The sequence below is a fragment of the Sorangium sp. So ce281 genome (genome assembly GCF_051527395.1).
GTDB classification, from domain to species: domain Bacteria; phylum Myxococcota_A; class Polyangia; order Polyangiales; family Polyangiaceae; genus Sorangium; species Sorangium cellulosum_B.
Map to the genome: position 1 here is coordinate 4,270,602 of NZ_CP150322.1, position 21,675 is coordinate 4,292,276.

At 74.1% G+C, this 21,675-nt stretch carries 12 protein-coding genes and 1 pseudogene; 5 read left to right on the top strand and 8 right to left on the bottom strand.

The genetic code is table 11. The annotated features are described in order from the left end of the window. Positions 1-2 precede the first annotated feature (2 nt). Together WMF27_RS16145 and WMF27_RS16150 are read left to right on the top strand one after the other, a co-directional pair. Positions 3-4,769, top strand: coding sequence for a sigma 54-interacting transcriptional regulator (locus WMF27_RS16145; protein ID WP_437767991.1), 4,767 nt, complete (start codon positions 3-5; stop codon positions 4,767-4,769). A 61-nt stretch (positions 4,770-4,830) separates the two neighbouring features. Next, a complete protein-coding gene (locus WMF27_RS16150; RefSeq protein WP_437767990.1) occupies positions 4,831-6,150 on the top strand; it encodes a hypothetical protein in 1,320 nt (439 codons plus the stop codon). Positions 6,151-6,437: 287 nt separating this feature from the next. On the opposite strand, the gene WMF27_RS16155 is transcribed toward WMF27_RS16150, so the two are convergent. The 7 genes and pseudogenes from WMF27_RS16155 to WMF27_RS16185 form a co-directional block, all read right to left on the bottom strand. Continuing rightward, entirely contained in the window at positions 6,438-7,928 is a 1,491-nt protein-coding gene (locus tag WMF27_RS16155) for a glycosyl hydrolase family 8 (RefSeq protein WP_437944259.1), read from the bottom strand. Positions 7,929-8,159: 231 nt separating this feature from the next. Next, a complete protein-coding gene (locus WMF27_RS16160) occupies positions 8,160-8,297 on the bottom strand; it encodes a hypothetical protein (RefSeq protein ID WP_437767988.1) in 138 nt (45 codons plus the stop codon). 287 nt (positions 8,298-8,584) lie between these two features. Then, positions 8,585-9,850 (bottom strand): Kelch repeat-containing protein, encoded by a 1,266-nt coding sequence (locus WMF27_RS16165; protein ID WP_437767987.1) that lies wholly within the window; start codon positions 9,848-9,850, stop codon positions 8,585-8,587. A gap of 150 nt (positions 9,851-10,000) precedes the next feature. Continuing rightward, the gene (locus tag WMF27_RS16170; RefSeq protein ID WP_437767986.1) at positions 10,001-11,440 is read right to left on the bottom strand and encodes a PLP-dependent aminotransferase family protein; all 1,440 of its coding nucleotides are present in this window, start codon (positions 11,438-11,440) and stop codon (positions 10,001-10,003) included. Between the two features lie 3 nt (positions 11,441-11,443). Beyond that, positions 11,444-12,031, bottom strand: a complete 588-nt coding sequence (locus WMF27_RS16175) for a LysE family translocator (RefSeq protein ID WP_437944260.1) — start codon at positions 12,029-12,031, stop codon at positions 11,444-11,446. A 326-nt stretch (positions 12,032-12,357) separates the two neighbouring features. Next, a pseudogene (locus WMF27_RS16180) lies at positions 12,358-12,489 on the bottom strand (SDR family NAD(P)-dependent oxidoreductase); the annotation flags it as partial. After that, complete coding sequence (locus WMF27_RS16185; protein WP_437767985.1) at positions 12,490-14,397, bottom strand: M6 family metalloprotease domain-containing protein; 1,908 nt, start codon at positions 14,395-14,397, stop codon at positions 12,490-12,492. A 299-nt stretch (positions 14,398-14,696) separates the two neighbouring features. Here WMF27_RS16185 and WMF27_RS16190 point away from each other — a divergent pair, with 299 nt between their 5' ends. Together WMF27_RS16190 and WMF27_RS16195 are read left to right on the top strand one after the other, a co-directional pair. Further along, positions 14,697-16,118, top strand: a complete 1,422-nt coding sequence (locus WMF27_RS16190; protein WP_437767984.1) for a sigma 54-interacting transcriptional regulator — start codon at positions 14,697-14,699, stop codon at positions 16,116-16,118. Between the two features lie 8 nt (positions 16,119-16,126). Then, positions 16,127-19,504 (top strand): protein kinase domain-containing protein, encoded by a 3,378-nt coding sequence (locus tag WMF27_RS16195; protein ID WP_437944261.1) that lies wholly within the window; start codon positions 16,127-16,129, stop codon positions 19,502-19,504. Positions 19,505-19,526: 22 nt separating this feature from the next. Here WMF27_RS16195 and WMF27_RS16200 read toward each other — a convergent pair whose 3' ends face one another. Further along, on the bottom strand, positions 19,527-20,420 hold the full coding sequence (locus WMF27_RS16200) for a hypothetical protein (protein ID WP_437767982.1): 894 nt from the start codon (positions 20,418-20,420) through the stop codon (positions 19,527-19,529). Positions 20,421-20,893: 473 nt separating this feature from the next. Here WMF27_RS16200 and WMF27_RS16205 point away from each other — a divergent pair, with 473 nt between their 5' ends. Then, positions 20,894-21,616 (top strand): hypothetical protein, encoded by a 723-nt coding sequence (locus WMF27_RS16205; protein ID WP_437767981.1) that lies wholly within the window; start codon positions 20,894-20,896, stop codon positions 21,614-21,616. Positions 21,617-21,675: the final 59 nt, after the last annotated feature.

Below are 21,675 nucleotides of genomic sequence, written 5' to 3' on the forward strand. Positions count from 1 at the left end.
CGATGCACGCTCCGCGGCGCGAGCCCTTCGTGGCCCATGCTCGGTACGAGCCGGGCGAGATCCTCGGGCAGGGGGCGCAGGGCGTCGTGGGGCGCGTGATCGACCGCGAGGCGCGGGGGCGCGAGCTCGTCGCGAAGGTGTTCCGTCAGGGCGCCTTCCGCGAGGACACCCTGCTCGGCGAGTTCGCGCTGCTCGCGCGCCTGCGCGTCCCCGGCGTGGTGCGGGCGCACGATCTCGGGCGGGACGAGCGGACGGGGGCGCCCTTCCTCGTCGAGGAGTACGTGGCCGGCGACGACGCCGCGGCGTGGGTGCAGGGGGCCCCGGCCGGCGAGCGCCCGGCGCGGCTCGCGGGCGTGCTCGCCGGCGTCGCGAGGACGCTCGCCGCCCTGCACGACGCGGGGTTCGTGCACAGCGATCTCAAGCCGGCGCACGTCCGGATGCGGCCCCTCGGCGGGGGCGGCGCCGAGGCCGTGCTCCTCGACCTCGGGGCGGCGGTGTCGAGGGCGCGCGCGCCGGGCGGCGCCGTCGCGTTCACCTCGGCGTTCGCCGCGCCCGAGCTGCTCGCCGGGGGCGCGCCGTCGGCCGCGTCGGACCTCTACAGCCTGGGGGCGCTCGCGTGGTGCTCGGCCGCGGGCCGCCCGCCCGGGCCCTTTCGCGCGCGGCGCCCGCTGCGCGACGCCGCGTCGTGGGTCCAGCCGAGCGTGGCCGAGGTGATCGAGGCGCTGCTCGCGCTGCACCCGCGAGACCGCCCTGCCGAGGCGCGCGAGGTGCTCCGGCAGCTCGGCGTCGCGGCCGCGGAGGCGGGCATCGCCGTGGGGGCGCCGCCCGCGCCCATCGGGCGGGAGCGCGAGCTCGAGGCGCTGCAGCAGGCGCCGTCACCGTCGGGCCGCGTGCGTTACGTCACGGGGCCGAGCGGCGCCGGCAAGAGCCACCTCGGCCGCGAGCTCGTGACGCGGGCGCTGCTCGCCGGGCGGAGCGCCCGCTACGTGGCGTTCCCGCGCGAGGCCGACCCGCTCCTGCTGCGGCTCATCGCGTTCTTCCGGGGCGCAGAGCAGGCGCCGCCCTTCGTGACACCGCCCGGCGGTGGGCCCCCGCTCCTGCTCTTGCTGGACGACCTGGACCAGGCCCCGGCCGAGCTCCGCGCCGCGCTCGACGCGTACCGGTGCCGGCCGGCGGCGCCCGGCGGCGCGGCGATCGAGGTGGTCGCGACGGCCCGGAGCGCGCCCGAGGGCGCGGCGTGCGTGGCGCTCGGGCCGCTCGGCGACGCGAGCTTCGGCGCGCTGTGCCGCGCGCTCGGCGTGGACGACGAGGCGAGCGCGCGCGAGGCCGCCGTGGCGTCGGGGAAGAACCCGGGGTGGCTCTTCGCGTCGCTCGGCCGCGTGCCGCTCACGAAGGACACGGCGATCGAGCGCGTGCGCGGGCTGTCGGCCGACGCCTGCGCGACGCTCGCCGCGCTCGCGATCGCGGGCGGCGCCCTGCCCGAGGCGCGCTGCGCTCTCGGGTTCGGGCGCGGCGGCCGGGCGGACGCGCGGGGCGGCGGGCAGCCGCGCGCCTCCGGCGAGCGAGCCCTCGGCGAGCTGCTCGCGGGCGCGCTGATCGCGCGGCGGGAGGCGGCGGCCGGCGCGCTCACCACGCTGTCCGCTCCCGCCCTGGCGAGGGATCTCGCCGCGGCGCTCGCCACGCCGGAGGTCGCCGAGGAGGTCGCCGCGGCGCTGCTCGCGGATCCCGGCGCGCCCGCGTCGGCGCTCCTCTCGGCGGCGGCGGCGCCGTGCACGAAGGCCCGGCGCGCGCAGCTCCACGAGCGGGCCGCGGCGCAGGCGCGCGAGGCCGGGCTGCGGTCGGAGGAGATCGAGGCGCTGCTCGCGCTCGGCGAGGACCCGGACCGGAGGACCCCGGCGCTCCTCTGCAGGCTCGAGCGGCTGACGCGCGACGCGGGCGTGGGCGCGGCGCACCCGCAGGTCGTGGCGTGGCTCGACGAGGCGGCGCAGCGCGACGAGCGGGTGCTCGTGCTCGCGCTGCGGCGGCGCGCGGAGAAGCGCGCGCGGGATGGGGACGCGACGGCGGCGAAGGAGCAGGCGCTCGCGGCGCTCGCGGCGGCGCGGCGGCTCGGCGGCGGGGCGGCCGAGGCGTTCGCGCTGTCGACGCTGGGGCTCGTGGCGCTGATGCGCGCCGACTGGGGCGAGGCGGAGGCGTGGCTCGCGGGGGCGCAGGCGAAGCTGCCCTCGGCGGGCGCGCGCGTGGACGGCGTGGACGACGTGGAAGAGGTGGCGCGGCTCCACCACAACGCGGGCATCGTCGCCCTGTACCGCGGCCAGGTGGACGGCGCGGTGCGGACGTTCGAGGCGTCGCTCGCGGTCAAGCGGACCCTCGGGGACCGCGCCGGCATGCGCTCGTGCCTGATGAACCTCGGGATCGCGCTCGGGAAGGCGTCGCGCTACGAGGAGGCCTTCGGCGCGCTCGACGAGGCGATGCGCCTCGCGCGATCGCTGGGGCAGGTGGCGGGGCGCGGCTGGTGCCTGTCGGCGCGCGCGGACATCGAGGTGCGCCGCGGCGACGCGCGCGCGGCGGAGCGCTGCATCGAGGAGGCGTGGGCGCTCGCTGCGTCGCTCCCCGCGGCGATCCAGGCCGATCTGGTGATCGCGCGGGCGAACGTGGCGTTGCTCGACGGCGACGGGCGGCGGGCGCTCGCGGCGCTCGCGGCGCTGGACCCGGGCGTGCGGTCGAACGACCCGCTGGTGGACGCGCGGGCCCAGGTGGCGGAGGCGCAGGCGCACCTCACCAGGCTGCCGGCGGAGCCCCGGCGGGCGGCGCGGGGGGCGATCCGGGCCGCGCGGCGGGCGCGCGCGGCGATGCTCGCGGAGGTGGAGGCGCAGGCGCTCGACGTGCTGCGCTCGGCGCGGCCGGGCGCGCGGCGGGCACCGGCCGCGGCGGCGGCGCCGGGCGGCGCGCAAGGGGCACCGTCCGCAGTGCAGGGCGCACCGGCGCCGGCGCAGGGCGCGCCGGCGGTAGCGGGCGGCGCGTATGCTGGCCCAGGCATGACGGCGGCGGCGAGCGGAGAGGACGGCGCGCTCTGGGCGTGGCTCGCGTCGGTGGCGACAGCGGACGGCGCCGCGGAGGCCGCGGTCGGGCTCGCGCGCGCCCTCGTGCAGCAGTCGGGGGCCGAGCGCGCGTTGCTCGCCGTGGTCGACGAGCAGGGGCGGGTGGTCGCGGCCTGGGGCGCCGACCTCGACGGGCTGGAGATCGCCGAGGCGGCCCGGCGCGTCGCGCCCGACCTGGCGCAGCTCGCCCTGAGCCAGGCCGCGCCCGTCCACTACCAGCGCGACGTGGAGACGCCGGGCGGCCGCGGCTCGCGGCTCGTGCTGCGCGCCGGCGCGGGCCACGCGTCGGCGGGCGCGCGTGCCCTGGCGGCGAGCGCGGCCTCGCCAGGTCCGGCGCTCCCCGGGCCTCCGCGCGCGCTCATCGTGGTCGAGCACCGGTTCCGCCCGGCGTGCTTCGACGCCGTCACGGAGGCGCGGGCCGCTCGCTGGGCGTCGCTCGCGGGGCTCTTCCTGCGGCTCTTCGCCGGCTCCGGCGCGCCGGAAGATCTGCGGCTCTTCGCCGGCCCCGGCGCGCCGGAAGAGCCCCGCCGCGAAGGCCCGGCGCCTGCCTGCCTCGCCTCGCTCGCGGAGCCCGCGCCCGATCTCCGTCGCGCCGACACGACCGTCGTGCCCGCGGCCCAGCCGCGGAGGAGCTTCCCCGACATCCTCGGCCAGAGCGCCGCGCTGGGCCGGGCGCTCGCGCGCCTCGACGCGGCCATCGACAGCGATCTGCCCGTGCTCCTCGTGGGCGAGACCGGCACGGGCAAGGAGCTCTTCGCCCGCGCGCTCCACGATCTCGGCCCGCGCCGTTCGCGCGAGCTCGTCGCGATCAACTGCGGCGCCGTCCCCGACGCGCTCTTCGAGGCGGAGCTCTTCGGCCACGCGCGGGCCTCGTTCACGGGGGCCGAGCGCGCGCGCCCCGGCCTGCTCGCCCGGGCCGAGGGCGGCACGCTCTTCCTCGACGAGCTGGGGGAGCTGCCGCTCGCGCGGCAGGCGGCGCTGCTGCGGGCGCTGGAGTCACGGCGCTATCGCCCGGTGGGCAGCGACGACGAGCGTCCGTTCGACGTGCGGATCGTCGCCGCCACGAACCGGGATCTCGCGCAGGCGGTCGCCGAGCGGGCGTTCCGGCAGGACCTGCTCTTCCGGGTGAACGCCATCGAGATCCACCTGCCGCCGCTCCGCGACCGGGAGGGCGACGTCCCGCTGCTGCTCGCCGGGTACCTGGCTCGGACGGGCGCCCCCATCGAGATCGCGCCGCGCGCGCTCGCGGCGCTCGATGCCTACGCGTGGCCCGGCAACGTGCGGGAGCTCGCGCACCTGGTCCAGCGCCTGGCCGCGCTGGGCGTGCGCCGCGTCGAGCTGGAGCACCTCCCGCGGGGGATGCGGGCGAGCGCGCTGCGGGCGAGCGCGCGCCGGACGCCCGACGCCGCCGAGCGCTCCGCGCCGCCGGTCCGACCGCCGATGGCCGGACCCGTCCCGCCGCCGGCCGCGGGGCGGGGAAGCTCGGGCGAGGCGCGCCACGCGCTGGCCGAGGACGACGAGCGCGGGCCGATCCGGCGCGCGCTCGCGGAGACCGGCGGGAACATCAGCCGCGCGGCCGAGCGCCTCGGCATCACGCGCCACGGTCTGAAGAAGCGCATGGCGCGCCTCGGCATGCGCGCCCCCTCCGGAGCGCAGAGGAAAGCGGAGTGACCCCCCTCGCGAAGGCGCCGCTGACAGAGAGGCAAGCAAACGCAGTATCGGAGGACTCTTTATGAAGGGCAGCGGTTCCGGAGCACTGAACACATCGAGGCTCGACGAGGAGCACCGACAGGGCCGCGCGGCAGGAGAAACGGTCTTTCCGATCTCCCCGCGCCCCTGCCATCGAGGACCGAGCTCTCGCCGTGGATGGAGCGGGCGGTTCGCGCTCGCGCTGCTCGTCGCGGGCTGCTCGCCCGCGGCCGTCGACGAATCGCGGGCGGTGGTCGGAGAACCGCCTGCGGTCGTCGACGAATCGCCGGCGCTCCCGCCGGACGGCGGAGGCGGCGCCCCCGCCGCGCCGCCCTCGCCCGCCGCGTGCGACGCCTCCGCGGCCGACGGCGTCGCCGTCTTCGCCTCGAGCGTCGACACAGGCGCCCCGCAGGCGCCCGGCGCTCCCCCCTACGCGATCGACGGCTGCCTGCTGGCCTACGTCGCGCCGCGCGAGGCTGGCGACGCGAGCGGCGCCTTGAGGCTGCGTGATCTCGGTACGGGCGAGGAGCTCCTCCTCGCGCCGGCCGCCGAGGCGCCCCGCCGGCCTGCGCTCGCCGGCGACGTCGTGGTCTGGGAGGCGACGGACCATGGAGCACGCGTCGTGCGCGTGCGCCGGGGTGGCCAGACGCAGACGATCCGCGGCCCGTTCGATCACGCGGGCGAGCCGCGCGTCGAGGGAGACGCCGTGGTGCTGACGGGCTGGCTGACCGCGGACGAGAGCGGCGACACGGACGTCTTCCTGTACGAGATCGGCCAGGCGGAGGCGGTCCCGATCGCGTCCGGCCCGGGGCAGCAGCGTTTCCCGGACATCTCGGCGACGCACGTCGCCTTCGCTGATTTCTCCGAGGATCCCGACGGCCGCTTCGACGAGGACGCGCGCGATCTCGCGGACATCGTGGTCTATGACCGGCGCACGAGGCGCGCTGTCCCGCGCTCCCGGGAAGGCAAACAGTCCTTCCCGATGCTCGGCGCCGGAGAGCGGGTGGTGGCTTATCTCGAATGGGCGCCGTCTCATCCGGAGCCCAAGTTCGAGCAGTTCGATCTGCGGATCGGGGACATCACCGCGCCTGCGGACGGCGACGCCCTGGCCGCGAGCATCGAGCAATGGGGCCGGCCGTACGTGCTCCCCGCGGTCCGCGGCGAGCTCATCGAGTGGGTGGAGCGGCCTGCGGACGGCAATGCGTCCTTGCGGCGGAGGCCGGCCGATCTCTCGGCGCCCGCGGCCGAGGTCCCCGGGCTCTCGGCGCTCGAGCTGCTCGGGCCGTCGGCTTCCGCGACGATCACCGTGGTCGCGGCGCGCTCGCCGGGAGGCGAGCTGGAGCTCCGCGGCGTCGCCCGGTGATCCGGGGGGCGCAGGCTAGCGCGACAAACGGGCTGAAACTGCCTGAAAAGCGCGGAATTTCGAACCGCCAAGACACCAGGAGCGCCAAGAAGAGAACCTTATCTTGGCGTCCTTGGTGTCTTGGCGGTTCATTTCTCGCTTGAACAACGTGATCGCTATTCCAGGTCCGCTGCGACGCGGCGCAGGTCCTGGAACGCTACCTCCCGGCGGGACAGGCCTTGCGAGGGGAGTCGGTGTCGGGCGCCCGCGATCACCGAAGTGATCCCGAGCGCCCCGCGCCTGTCGAGCTACTTCTTCGCAGCGGCAGCAGGCGCCGCGGCCGGCGCCTTCGCAGCGGCAGCGGGCGCCGCGGCCTGCGCCTGCGGCGTGATGATGCGGAACTTCCCGCTCAGGTGCAGCAGCGACATCGTGTACAGCATGCCGTCGTAGTACCGCCACTTGCCGGTGGGCGCCTCGCGCTGATACAGCTCTTCGACGAAGCGCCAGGCCCGCGGATGGGTGGCGGCCAGCGCCGCGACGGCGTTCGTCGACACGAGCCCGAGCGAGTCGTAGTCGACGGTGGGCTTGCCCTCGAGGGTGAAGTTGCCCTTGTACTTCGGGCCCTGCGCCTCGAAGAACGCGAGGAGGCGATCGCTCAGCTCGGTCTGCCGCGGATCCTTCGCCCACCACGCCGCGTCCACCGACCAGTTCATCGCGGTGCGGAACGCGTCCTGACGGAAGTTGGCGGTCCCCGCGTCCCAGGAGGCAGCCTTGGGGGTGCCATCGAAGTTGGCGTAATCCGGAGCGAGCCCGGTCTTCGGATGGGTCACCTTGACGAAGTAATCGCGGCTCACCTTGGCCGCCTCGGCCCAGAACGCGCGATCCGCCTCGGGGCCCCAGGCCGCCCAGAGGTCGTAGAACGCCGGCAGGTGATACGACGGATCGGTGTGATCGCCGTTCTTCGCGAAGTTGTCCGCGTCGGGCGTGAACCGCACCATCTTGTGCTCGGTGTTGAAGAGCGCGTGCAGCGTCGTCTTGCGCTTGTCCTTGTTGACCGGACCGGTGATCGGCTTCCGGTTCTTCATCGCGTCGAGGATGGCGAAGGCTTCCTTCTTGTAATCGTAGATCCCCTTGCCGTTCCCCCAGCGGTTGGACGCGAACAGCAGCGCGGTGGCGAAATACTCCTCCGCGTCCGGGGCCGGATTCTCATCCATGGCCGTGCCGTCCGGGCGCATCTGCCACGAGAAGTAGCCGAAGCCGGGGTGCTTCGGATCCGCGCGGTACATGTGGGACTTGGCCCAGTTCCACAGGGCGTCGAAGTCGTCTTTGCGATCGACCTGCACGGCGATCATCATGCCGTACGACATCCCCTCGGAGCGGACGTCGTTGTTGCCGATGTCCATGATGTACGCCTTGGGGCCGTTCGCGTTCTTTCCCGCAGGGAACAGGACGGCCTGCTCCTTGGGATCGCCGTGGAACAGCTGCTCGTAGGCCTTCGCGATCTTGGCGTCGATCTCGGCGGGCTTGTGTCCGAGCTCGGCGAACAGGTTGCGATACTCCCCCGTGGCGAACGCTCCGTTGGCAGCGGGCTTGAGCGGCGGACCGAGGGGCGCGGGCTCCGCCGGGGCGGGCGTCTGGGCCGCGCCGCTCGGGGTCGCGGTGCTGGCCGGCGCGGCGCTGCCGGTCGGGTTCGTGGAGCTCGCCGGATCGGGCGAGCCGACCTGGGTGCCTTGGTTGGTGGGCGCGCAGGCGATCACCGTGACCGCAAACCATGCCGATGCGACGGGAGACGTTAGCATTCGCAAGTTCATCGCTGTCCTCGTGTTCGAGCTCGCATCCTCTGAGGACGCGCTCGGCGTGAACATCGCTGGCGACGTCCACGTGATGACGCTGCTGGGGGAGGGGGGAGAAGGAAATCCAACCGCTCCGAGGCGTCAAGCCCCAACTGCCGGGCTTGCCCCGGGGTGAGAGGACACCGTGACAACCGCGATCCGGCTCTTCTGGAAAAGTTGCGTGATCCCAGCATCTTTTCATGTGTCGATCTTCTTGAGGGCCTTGTCGGTGGGGCCCCAGGTCTTTCCCAGCCTGGAGACGCCGAGGTGGGCGTGCTCGACGAACCGCGCCAGCGTCACCTTGCCGGACGCGAGCGGGCTGCCGCGGCGCACCACGCCGACGAATCCGCGGCGCGCGGCGTGGGCACGAGCCGCCGGCCGGCGCGCACGAGGATCGGGTCGCCCACGGCCTCGCGGACGATCTCGACATCGCGCCGGATGACCTGCGGCCGTACCTGGAGCATGTGCGCGGCGCGGGCAGCGGCTACGGGTCGGTGGAGATCCCGCTGGGGGACAGGCTGGAGGTCTCCTGCTGGCACGGCCGCGACGGGCGCGAGCGCGAGGCGTGAGGTAGGCCGCCTCGTTCCTCGCGCGAGGGCGAGGAACGAGGCGGCGCGTGCGCATCAATGCTTCTTCTTGCAGCCCCCGTAGCGTTCCACGCTCGCGAGGGTCGGCGGATTGCTGAAGTACGTCGCGTCATACCCGCCCGTGATGAGGACCGAGCCGTCTTGCAGCGTCGTCGCGGTGGGGAAGCCCCTCTGGATCGGCTCGTCGATCGCGGTCCAGCTGCCGTTCGCCTCCTTGTAGATCTCCGCGCCGTCGCTGCCGACGGCCATCACGCGGCCGTGGGACAGGGGCGTGACGGCGGACGCCCACGTGTGGAGGAAGCTCGGCGGCGCGGTCAACGTCCACGTGTCGTTCGCGGGATCGTAGATCTCGGCGGTCTCGCCGGCATCGACGAGGACCTCGATCTCCTCCTCGGTGCCGCCGTAGATCCTGCCGCCGCCGCCCACCACCAGCACGCGCCCGCTCGGCAGGAGCGTGGCCTTGTGCTGCATGCGGGGCAGGTTCGTCGGCGCCGCCGCCGTCCAGGCGCCCGTGGCCGGATCGTAGATCTCCACGCTCGTGCGGCCCTGGGGCATCTCGTTGCCGTTCAACGTGTAGCCGCCGACGACGAGCACGCGCCCGTCCTGGAGCAGCGTCGCCGTATGCAGGTAGCGGGTCACCGACATCGACCCTGCGCTGGACCACGTGTTCGTGGCAGGATCGTAGAGCACGGCCTCCTTGAGGGTGCTGTCGTCGTCGCTGCCGCCGGTGCGCAATACCCGCCCGTCCGGCAGGAGCGTGAGCGCGGTATAGGCGAACTCCCAGCCGCGGGTCGCCTCGCCGGGCGTGAGCGGGACGCTCGCCGTCGTGCCCGTGACCGGATCGTAGACCAGCCCGCCCGGGCTGAAGAGCACCCTGCCGTCCTGAAGGAGCGCCGCGCCCACGGGGGACATGGGGTAGGGCAGCGTGTCACCGGTCGTCCACGTGTCAGCGGCGGGATTGTAGAAATCGACCGTCGTGGGGTAGGGGTAATCGCCGCTGCCGCCGGCGACCATCACCTGGCCGTCCGGCATGAGCAGGGCGACGTGCCGCTCTCGCGCCACCGGCAGCGGCGCCACGGACGACCACTCCGCGTGGACACCGACGTTGGGGCGGCACTTCTTGGGCTTCTTCGCGTGATGGTTGGCCAGCGGCGCCGAGCTCACCTCGATCGCCGCCTCCTCGAGCGCATCCGCGGCGAGGGATTCAGGCTCCGCCCCTGCACCGCAGCCGGCGACGGCGACGGCGGCGAGGGAGAGGAAGGGGACAAGACAACGACGATGGCGACGACCGATGGTGGACATGTAGGACCTCGTCAGGAGCTGGGGGAGGGGCAGCCGTCCCCTGCCGGGGAGGCGCCATGGAGCGCAACAGAAGACCATATCAGATGGTCGTGTAAGCCGGAACGGGGCGGGCTTCGGCGACCGAACGAGCTTGATTAACACCTCTGCCCGCTACACCCCCACTACCGCCCTCGCCATCGCCCCCTGCGCGCTCGCCACGGCCGCAAACCGCTGCCCCAGATACTCCGCCACCTGCACATTCTGGCTGAACACCACATTGAACCGGATATGCGGATCCCCCGCACCATCCGCCATGAACGTCGCCCCGCGGGCCAGCAGGATCTTGTTGAGGTACGCGTCCTGCACCAGCTCGTCGATGTCCACCCCGCGCGGCGCCGCGCCCCAGAGGAACAGCCCGCCTTCACCCGGGTGGTCCAGCAGCACGCCGGCGTCGCGCAGCCGGCGCGCCGCCGCGTTCCGCGCCGCGCCGAGCTTCTGCTGCAGCCGGTCGATGTGCTTGCGCCACCTGCCGGCCGACAGCACCTCCAGGAGCACGAGCTCGTTCAGCGCGCCGGTCGTCAGCACCGAGTAGATCTTCTCGCGCAGGAGCGGCTTCAGCCGCCCTGGCTCGGCCGCGATGTAGCCCAGGCGCAGCGCCGGGCTCAGCGCCTTGCAGAAGCTCGAATAATAGACGACCCCGTCCAGCCCGGAGAGCTGCGCCAGCCGCGTCGGGTGCCCGGGGTGGAAGTGACCGTGCACGTCGTCCTCGGCGATGAGGACACCGTGCTGGTGCGCGATCGTCAGCACGCGGTGCAGGTTGGCGGCGCTCGAGCCCCAGCCGGTCGGGTTGTGCAGCACGCTCTGCAGGAACATCAGCCTGGGCCGGTGCTCGCGGCACGCAGCTTCCAGCGCCCCCAGATCCACGCCGTCCGGCCTCCGCGCCACCGGGACGAGGCGGTAGCCCGCCTGCCGCAGGCGGCCGAACAGCAGGAAATAGCCCGGGTCTTCCACCAGCACCGCGTCGCCTGGCTGGAGGTAGCCCCGGCAGATCAGGTCGATCGCATGCGTGCCGCCCCAGGTCGTGAGCACGCGCCCCGCGTCGGCCGCGATGCCCTGGGAGCGCATCAGCATCGCGATGCGCTCCCGTAGCTCGGGTAGCCCCTGCGGCGGACAGCGCGCCGCCATGCCGGCGTCGCTCCTGGCGAGCGCGCGCTGGAGCACCGTCGCAGGGATGGCGTCGCTCAGCCAGCTCGCCGGCAGCGCGCCGCTGCTGGCCAGCAGCACGCCGGCGCGCTGGTCGTTGGACTGCTGTGCCAGCCACACCGGCTCCTGCTCCTCGCCGGCCTCGAGCCACGCCTCGTTGGGCATGGCCGAGGCCCCCTCGCACACGAAGAACCCGGCCGTGCCGCGCGACTCGAGCAGCCCGGCCGCCACCAGCCGATCGTAGGCCGCCACCACGGTGTTGGGGCTCACGCCGAGCTGACCCGCCAGCTGGCGGATCGACGTCAGCCGCGCGCCGGGCGGCAGCTGCGCGCCCTCGATCAGCGCGCGCAGCCGCGCCTCGATCTGGTCGGCCAGGGGAACGGCGGAGTCGCGGTCGAGCGAGAACATGGATCAACGCAGGAACAGGAGCGCCAGCACCGCCAGCGCGCCGGCCATGATGCCATTGAACAGCCGGTGCCGTCGCGGATCGGTCAGGAATCGCCGGATCGCCACGCCGAACAGCGCCCACGCCGAGGTGCACGGAAAGGTGATGGCGAGGCCGACGACGGACACGAGCAGGGCGCCGCTCGCCACGCCCATGCCCGCCGGCATGAACACCGAGGCCACCGTGATCGCCTTGACCCAGCTCTTCGGGTTGACGGCCTGGAACAGCGCCCCCTGCGCGAACGACAGCGGCCGAGGCACCTCGGCGCCCTTGACCGCGGCGCCGCCGGTCAGCTTCCACGCCAGCACCAGCAGGTACAGCGCGCCGGTCACACGCAGCACGGCGTGCAGCGCCGGGTAGGCGGCGAAGAGCGCGCCCAGGCCCAGGCAGGCGACGAAGGTCTGGACCGCGCCGCCGACGCTGATGCCCAGGAGATGCGGCAGCGAGCCGCGGTAGCCGAAGTTGGCGCCCGAGGCGGTGAGCATCATGTTGTTCGGCCCAGGGGTGCTCGACATCACGAAGCAATAGGTCAGGAGGGGCAGCAGATCGGTCATCGCAAATCGCTCCGGTCGGGGATGGACCGGAGCGTAAGGAGGCGGTGTTCGCCGGTGAAGGCACAGGGGACGCGCCGCACGAAAGCACTGTGTCAGTCGCGCGACCGGTACAGTGAAGGGCCCGGCGCTTGGGGTGGCGCCCATGGTGAACGACCCGGAGGCGGCGGGCGCGTGACCCCCGTCTCTCCCTGCGCGCTCGCGCCTCCGGGGGCATCAACCTCGCTTCATCTCGGAAAGTCCGTCGACTCCGCCACGGCGCGCCACGCGGCGAGCTCCTGCGCCACGAGCGCGTTCTTCGCCTCGATCGCGGCGACGGCATCGCTGCCGAGCAGGCCGAACACGTTCGTCTCGAAGACGCGCCGGACCTCGTCGCCCGAGGTCTCCTCGATCGCGCCGACGACGCCGTAGCCGGCGTTGTTCACGAGGACGTCGATCCGGCCGAACCGAGCGATGGCCGCTCAGTCGCACTCCCCGGCGCTCCACATCCCGGGCGCCTCCACGTGGAGCGTGACGATCTCGTCCTCGTCGAACCCGAGCGCCTGATGCACACCCGTGGTGCGGTATCCAAGGAAGATCTGGTCGTCCCCGAGGTCCACGATCTGCTTGTGGGCGCGGCCGTGGATCTCGTGCTCCGCCACGGACGCGGTGATCGCGTTGCAGGCGAAGGGGACATAGCTCACGTGCGCGAGCATGATCGGCCCGGAGACGTTGAAGTCCGTGACCGAGAGCCCGGTGAACTGCCCGTCCGCGTCGTCGCTGCTCGGGTCGGTGAGCGGCGTGAAGGTCCGGCCCCCCTCCTCGTTGTAGAGGTTGGTGAGGGAGCTCGGCGAGCTCGGGTTGCTCGCCATGACCGCGATCTTCCCGTCGCCCGCCTTCCTGGCCTCGTCGACGCGGTAGATCGCCACGCCGCCGGAGACGTCATCGAAGTCGAACCAGCGCTGAAGGCCGCGGTCGTATCCCTCGTTCTGGCGGTTGTCGATCAGGAAGTACTGGTCCGGATCCGAGGTCTCGATCTTGTAGATCGTCGGCGCGACGCCCTGCCCGAGGAACTCCGCGCCGGCCGTCCGGACGATGGCGATGTCCTGCGGCGGGGACCCGGGCTCGATCACCGTCGGCGCCAGGAATCCGGCCTTGATCCGGCTCCAGGCGCCCATCGCCACGGGCACCGAGCCGGCGGGCGAGCCGCTCGTGCTCCCCCAGCTCCCGCTCGCCATCACGCACCATGAACCGAGCGGGGTAGGGCCCTTGTAGAGATCCGGGAGGCCGACCGCCGCGTGCCCGAGCTCGTGGACGATGACACCCACCGTGGCCGGCATCGTGGTGGGCACGCCGCGGACGGCGTGGACCTGCCGTTCGCCGAACGCGGCGTAGCCGGTGAGGACCTTCCCGTCGAGGGTGATCGGGTCCTCGAAGCCCTTCGCATGGGCCCAGATGGAGGGCGTCTTGCTCGTGTTCGCGGTCTCGTAGCCCGCCACGATGAAGACCGTGTTGAGCTCGTCGCCGCGGACCTTGCCGTCCGCGTTGGTGTCGTAGGAGGCGAAGTTGACGAAGGGATCCGCCATCACCAGCGCCTCCTTCAGGTACAGCTGGAGGAGGGAGAAATCCTTCTTGCTGTTGGGGTGCGCGAACGGGAGCTTGATCCGGACGATGCCGTCGTTGGCGGTGCCCTGGGTCTCCTTCGCGCGGGTGAAGGAGAACTTCCCGCGCGACATGTCGGCGTAGTAATGGTTCACCGAGCCCGGGAGGCTCCCGTACATCGTCTGCTTCCAGTACGCGAAGTCGGTGGCGAAGTTGCCGGTGAACGCGCCTGGCGCGGCGAGCCCGCCCCCCTGGGTGAACTCCAGCAGGATGGTCAGCAGGGGGCGCCGGATCCCGGAGATCACGGTCGGATTCGCCGCGAACGAGAGCGCGCCCCGGGAATGTGCGATCTCCGCCTCCCAGAGGGTATCGAGCGCGTCGTCGTCGATGCGCTGGAGCAGCGCCGGATCCACGGGGCCGCCCTGCCCGCGGAGATCGCGGACCAGCACCCCGGAGGGGACGAGCCTGAGGGTGCCGCGCGCGTCCGAGCCGAGCTCGGCGACCTCGTAGTCGCCCGAGAGGTCGTTGAGCACGACGGCGGTGCCGTCCGCCATCCGGAGGTAGTCGAAGTGCTCGTCGCCGATCAGCTCGGCGCGGAAGGTCGCGCCGGTCGTGTCGAGCGGGATCTCACGCAGCCCGGGCTCGGCGCTCACCGCGGCCGCGGGGCGGCTCGCCGAGACGGCGCTCGCCAGCACGGCGAGCGCGACGAGCCCGAGCCGCGCCGATCGGCGCGCGCCGGCGATGCCCTGGTGATCCACGTTGCCCGCGCCGCTGTTTCGAGACGTCATGTCCGCATCCTCCTCAATCCGCGTTTCGCCGCGTTCGAGGGGCGCATCGCAACGCGTGTGCCGGAACCGGTCAGCAGCGCGAAGCGCCGCGTTTCCAGGCGGATCCGCGCGTCTCCGGCGAGCGCTTCGCCCCGCGCCGACACGCCGCCGGGACAGCTGTCACGCGCGCGCGACGGGCGCTGTCGCGGCGGCGTGACAGCGGTCCTGCAGGCGCTCCACCGGTGCGCGTGCGGTGCAGGCGCGGGCGCGGCCCGCGGGCGCGCTGGTTCCTGGTTGACGCGGCCCCCTCCAGGGGCACCATGGCGAGCATGGGCGACGATCCCGGGGCGGCCTGCACGCTCACGAGCTTCGATGAGGGGCGCTCTCTCCGGCTCCCGGCCGTCTCGGTGACCGTCACCCTCCCGGACCGGCGCACGCTCACCGCGCCGCTCGATCTGCGCCCCCTCCTCGTGGGCGCGGGCGCCGACTGCGATCTCGTCCTCGCCGATCCACGCGCCTCGCGCAGGCACTGCGAGATCCGGCTGACCGAGCAGGGCGTGCTCCTGCGCGACCTGGGCAGCAAGAACGGCACGCTGATCCGCGACGTGCGGATCCGCGAGGCCTTCCTCCCGCCGGGCGTCCCCGCCTCGGTCGGCGGCTCCGAGATCGTCGCCGGCCCCGCGGGGCCCGCGGCCGTCCTGCCGCTCTCCGCCGCGGACGCGTTCGGCGAGGCGGCGGGGCGGAGCCTCCCCATGCGCGCGCTGTTCGCCCGGCTGGAGCGCGCGGCGCCGACCGATGAGACGTTGCTCCTGCTGGGCGAGTCCGGCACCGGCAAGGAGGTGCTGGCGCGGGCGATCCACGCGCAAAGCCGCCGCAAGGACGGCCCGTTCGTGGTCGTGGACTGCGGGGCCATCGCCCCGAACCTCGTGGAGAGCGAGCTCTTCGGCCACGCGCGGGGCGCGTTCACGGGCGCCGCGGCGGCGCGGCCGGGCCTGCTCGAGCAGGCGGGCCGCGGCACGCTCTTCATCGACGAGATCGGCGAGCTCCCGCTCGAGCTCCAGCCGAAGCTCCTCCGCGCCATCGAGGGGCGGCAGATCCGGCGGCTCGGCTCGAACGAGTGGCTCCCCTTCGACGCGCGGATCGTGGCGGCCACGCACCGGAACCTGCGCGCGAAGGCCCAGGACGGCTCGTTCCGGGCCGATCTCTACTTCCGGCTCTCGGTGGTGGAGGTCCACGTCCCCGCGCTCCGGGAGCGCAAGGACGACATCCCGCTCCTGGTCGAGCGCTTCCTCGTCGCGCGGGATCCGCCGCGCGCGCTCGCGGACCTGCCGCCGGGCGCGCTCCCGCTGCTGGAGGCGTACGACTGGCCGGGGAACGTGCGCGAGCTCCGGAACACCGTCGCGCGGCTCGTCCTCTTCCCCGAGCTGCTCCACGAGATCGTCGGCGGCGCGCTGCCGGCGCCGCAGGGGAGCGCCAGCGCGGAGCCGGCGCGCCCCGATCCCTCGGGCGCTCCGCCCTCGGGCGCGCCGCCAGCAGGGCCCGGGGACGCCCGCCTCCGCAGGCTCCTCGAGCTGCCGCTGCCCGAGGCGCGGGAGGTCGTGCTGGAGGAGCTGGAGCGCGCGTACGTCACCGAGAAGCTCCGCCTGCACGGGGGCAACATCTCGCAGGCGGCCGACGCGATGGGTGTCTCCCGCCAGCTCGTCCACCGGCTGCTCCAGCGCCACGGCCTCCGCGCCCGATGATCCCGCCCGTGGACGCCGACGATCCCGGCCTCGACGCCCCGCCGTGGCCGCGGCGCGGCCGCGACGACGCGACCGTCACCGGCCCGGCCCCGCCCGCCGCGCCCGGGGCAGCGCCCGATGCGCCCGGGGCTTCGCCCGCCGCGCCCGAGGCCACCTCCGATCTCGGCCTCGGCGAGGAGAGCCGGCGCTCCGCCGCCGCGCGCGGGTCCATGCCCGCCGCGCCCTCGTCGATCCCACCCTCGCCGATACCGCCCTCGCTCCACGCCCGCTTCGAGGACTTCCACCTCCTCGGCCGCGGCGGCATGGGCGTCGTCTACCGGGCCCGGGATCTCCGGCTCGGCCGGCGCGTGGCCATCAAGCTCCTCTCCGCGGGCGCGCAGATCGACGGGAGCTTCCTGCGCGAGGCGCGCTCCCAGGCGCGGCTCCGCCACGAGAACGTCTGCGAGGTCCACGAGGCCGGCGTCGCCGATCACGTGCCCTTCCTCGTGATGCGCTTCATCGACGGCCCCTCCCTCCAGGACGCCCGCGGCGACCTGACCCTCGAGGAGAAGGTCCGCGTGGCGCGGGCCATCGCCGCCGCGCTCCACGAGGCGCACCGCCTCGGCCTCGTGCACCGCGACGTGAAGCCGAGCAACGTCATGCTGGAGCGGGGCGCGGACGGCGCCTACCGCCCCTACCTCATGGACTTCGGCATCGCGCGCGAGGCGGGGGAGAGCGGGCCCACCCTCACCGGCACCCTGCTCGGAACCCCCGCGTACATGGCGCCCGAGCAGGCCGCGGGGCGGGTGCACGCCCTCGATCGGCGGACCGACGTCTACGGCCTGGGCGCGACGCTCTACGCGCTGCTCGCCGGCCGCCCGCCGTTCACGGGGGGCACCGTGATGGACGTGCTCCGCCAGGTGCTGGAGGCGGACGCGCCGCCGCTCCGGAGCCTGGACCGCGACATCCCCCGGGATCTCGAGGCGGTGGTGATGCGCTGCCTCGAGAAGCAGCCCGGCGCCCGCTACGAGTCGGCGCGCGCGCTCGGCGAGGATCTGCAGCGCTTCCTGGACGGCGATCCCGTGCTCGCGCGCCGCGCCTCGCTCGGCCGCCGCCTCGCCCGGCACGCGCGGCGGCACCGGGCGGCCGTCGCGGGCGTGACCGCGCTGCTGCTCGCGGCGCTGGTCGTCGCGGGCTTCTTCGTCCGGAGCCGGCGCGCCGCCGCGGAGCAGGCCGAGCTCGCGCGCGAGCTCGGCGAGACCGTGAAGGAGATGGAGCTCTTCCTCCGCGGCGCCCACGGGATGCCGCTCCACGACGTCGAGCGCGAGCGCGACGTGGTGCGCGCCCGGCTCGGGACCGTGGAGGCCCGGATGGCGCAGGCGGGCGAGAGCGGCCGCGGCCCCGGAGAGTACGCGCTCGGCCGCGGCCTGCTGGCGCTCCAGGAGCCGGCCGCCGCGCTCGAGCATCTCCGGGCGGCCGAGCGGGCGGGTTACCGATCGCCGGGGCTCGACCACGCCGCCGGCGTGGCGCTCTCCGAGCTCTACCGCCGCGCCCTGGAGGAGACCCGCCGCATCCGCGACCCGGCGCAGCGCGAGGCCCGGATCGCGGCGCTCGAGGCCGAGTACAAGGCCCCGGCGGTCCGGCACCTCCGCGCGGCGCTGGGCGGCGCCGGCGAGGCGCCGGCGCACGGCGCCATCGAGGCGCCCGCCTACGTGGAAGGGCTGCTCGCGTTCGCCGAGGGCAGGCACGACGAGGCGCTGGAGAGGGCCCGGGAGGCGTTCGCGGCGGCGCCGTGGCTCCACGAGGTGAAGAAGCTGGAGGGCGACGTGCTCTTCGCCCTCGGGAGCCGCCACCGCCACGACGCCGCCGCCTTCGACTTCGACCGGATGAAGGGCTACTTCGACCGCGCCGCCGAGGCGTACCGGATCGCCGCCGAGCACGGCCGGTCCGACCCCTCGGTCCACGCCGCCGCGTGCGAGCTCTGGACCCAGACCATGAACGCCGCCGGCAAGCGCGGCGACTCGATGCGCCCGAGCTTCGAGCGCGCGCGGGCGGCCTGCGAGCGGGCGCTCGAGGCGAGCCCGCGGAGCCCCGAGGCGCTGGTCAAGCTCGCCTGGGTCCACAACTGCTTCGCCTGGTGGGCCGCGAGCGGCATGCAGCCGGGCGAGGACGCCGAGGCCGCCCTGCGCGCCGCGACCGCGCGCGCCGAGGCGGCGCTCGACAGGAGCCCGGACGACGCCTTCGCCCGGTACGTCGCCGCCGCGGTCGCCCGCGCGCGGGCGTACCACGCCGACATGCTCGGCCGCGACCAGCGCGCGGACCTGGAGCGCGCCATCCAGGGCTACGAGGCCGCGCTCCAGCGCGAGCCCGACTTCGCCTGGGCCCTCGCCGAGCTCTGCTCCGTCCACGCCGAGCTCGGCCGCCACGACTCGCTGCACGGCCGCGACCCGAGCCGCTCCTTCGAGCGCGCGGGGGCCCGCTGCGACCAGGTCCTCGCGCTCGACCCGGGCCTCGACGGCGCGCGCACCTCGCGGCTCGTCACCGGCGTCTACGAGGCGGAGCACCTCGTCCGCGCCGGCCGCTCCCCCGAGGGGGCGGTCCAGCGGACGCACCGGGTGATTGATGCGATGCATCAAAAGGACCCTTCCTGGGGCTGGGCGCCCTACTGGCGGGTCTGGCTGGATCACGCGCTCGCGCTGCATGCGCTCGACGCGGGCGCGGATCCCGGCCCGGCGCTCGCGCGCGTCCGGGCGAGCGCGCTGGAGGTGGCGCCGGGCGCGACCGCCTTCCCGGAGTCGCTGCGGGCGATGCTGGCGGTGCTCGAGGCGCGCGCCGGGGTCGCGCGGGGTGAGGACCCGTCGCCCTCGATCCGGATCGCGCGCGAGGCGCTCGATCGTCAGATCGCGGTGGCGCCCTGGGACGTGTCGGACCGGCTGCAGCGCGCCGAGGTGGAGCTGCTCGCCTACCGGTGGAGCGCGCGGCGCGGCCGGCCGGACGCGGCGCGGCTCGACGCGGCGCTCGCCGTGCTCGACCCCCTGCTCGGCGGGCAGCGCGCCGATCCCCGGCTCCCCGCGCTGCTGGCCGAGATCCACGAGGCCCGCGCCGCCCACCGGGCGGACCGCGGGGGGGACGCCGCCGCCGACATCGCGGAGGGGCTCCGGCATGCGGACGCGGCGCTCGGGCTCCACCCGCGGTTCGACCGGGCGCTCGTGGCCCAGGGCGGGCTCTGGCTGCTGCGCGCCGCGGCCGCGCCCGGCGCGGCGGCCCGGCGGGAGGCCGCCCGGCGCGGGGCCGAGGCCCTGGAGGCGGCCCTCCGGGCGAACCCGCTGCGCGCCCGGACCGAGGGCACGCGCCTCGCGGAGGCGCGGCGGCTCGCGGGCCAGGCGCCCGACCCCGCCGCGCCCTGACCGCCCCCGCGGCCCGCGGCGTTCACCGGCGGAAGAGCGCGCGCCCGGGCTCGCGCCCGGGCTCACGGCACCAGTCGGGCTCGATGTCCGTCAGCCACGTCATCGTGCACGGCTTGCCTTCGCAGATGAACTGGCCGGGCGTGAGCCCCACGGGCCTGACGGGCCGGCAGGTGCCGTCAGCGATGCTGTCCGCCAGGGGCCCCATGTAGGTGAGGCCGCAGGTCCCCGGCTCGTAGCAGTACCGCTGCTTCAGCGCCGACTCAGGGTCGACATCGCAGTTTGCGATGAACGGGGCCGTTGCATAGACGGACACCGCGGCGCCGAACGCGGTCGAGGGGGCCGCGCACCAGAGCGCCTCGCGGTGAATGTAATCGTCGTGAGGCTCCCCGTCGTCGGTCACGTGTTTGCCCGTGAGCAGGACGCTGATGTCGTCGGCCACGTCGTTGACGTACGCGATCACGCACTCCAGCACGTTGCCGATCACAGGCTCGGAGAGCCCCTCCTCCGTCCAGGCCGACGCGGTGCTCACCATCCCTCGCCCCAGGTAGACCTCCCCGCCGTGATGCACGACGGTGCCGGCGGCGGCGGCGCAGCGGACGGTGTGATCGAAGACCTCCTTGCCGTCCACGCCCCCGGGGGCCGCCGCGTCGAGGATCTTGGTGGCGAGGATGTCCGGGTGGATCTGGTCGCCCCGGAGCAGCGGGCTCCGCAGCGCCGTGACCACCGCGTACTTCCAGGTGTGCCACGCGAGCTTCGGGGTCCCGTTGGTGTCCGGGATACCGGGCTTCATCCCCGTCGCCTCGAGCCCTGGTTCGTCGAGCTCGACTGCGATCTCCGACTCCGACGCCGGCCCGCAAGCCGCCATGAGGAGCCCGACGCCCATCACCATCCCGTGCACACCGACTGAGCGCTTCATCGCGATCTCCTCGTCCAGAGAGTTTCGAGCCTTCGTTCACGGCAACGGCGAGCTCGCCGAGCGTGGACACAAGCGGCCATCATCGCCGCGCTGCGTGCCGGGGACAAGGAGCATGCGCCGTGCCACGCGTGCGAGCGGCGCGGCGGCGGCGGATTTGGCCGCGCGTCTCCCGGCGAGGTGGTACGGCGGCGTTACAGCTGACCGTCGCGCGGACAGCCGCTGTTGCAGCGCCATGACAGGCGCACATCGGAGCTGCCCGAGCTGCCGGAGCGAGGGGGCGGCGAGAGGGGCGTCGCCGGGCCGCGGAGAGGTGATGTTCTCCTCGGTCCCTGGAGATCCAGGCCAATTCAACGGGAGGGGGCGGGGTGAAATCGACCGAGGCCGTGTCGGGTCCGCGGGACCTTTTGCGGGAGCAGGGGAGAGAGGGCGCGATCCGCGCGCTCCACGATCGCCTTCCACCCGAGGTAGACGCCATGAACAAGCCGTCGTCGCTCGCCCTTTTCCTGTCGCTCCTCCTCGCCGCGGCCGGCTGTGGCAGCACGGAGCCCGTCGAAGCCGAGACGCCCGCGCCCGCGCAGGAGGCCCTGCGGGGGAGCCGCTACTGCGAGATCCTGCTCGGCGACGCGGATCTCGTCGCGGGATCGGTGACGATCGACGTGTACAACACGCAGGGCCTGAACGAGTGCCCCGAGGCGGCGTGGGTCGCGGTCGACGAGGCGGAGGTGAAGGCCGAGACGATGGCGGACGTGGTGGTCATGAACGGCCCGCGCCACTGGATGATCGACAGCTTCGAGGGCTCGAAGGTGCTCGAGCCGGAGGTGCGCACGCTCGGCGGCATCGAGATGCGCAAGACGGGCACGCTCACCGTCGCCCTCGCCGAGGCCTCGGGCAAGGCGAAGCCCTACGAGACACGCACCGTGCGGCGCGACACGACGTGGGGCTACGACGCGGGCAAGACCGTCTACGAGCTCGTCGATCCGGAGGGCGCGGTCTACGACATGCAGTCGTACAGCGTGCAGGAGGTGCAGCAGGACGAGGCGTCGCTCGCGAAGCTCGGCGAGACATTGACGCTCCCCGACGGCTGGGTCTTTCGAACGCGGGTGATCGAGGAAAGGCTCGAGGTGGAGGCGGTGGACGGGCTCGCCGTCGTGGTGCAGGACGACTTCGGGAATACCTATCAGCGCTCGCAGCAATAGCGAGCGGCAGCTTCTCGACGGCCAGCACGGCCCGCGTTTCGTCGGGTAGCACTCCTCGC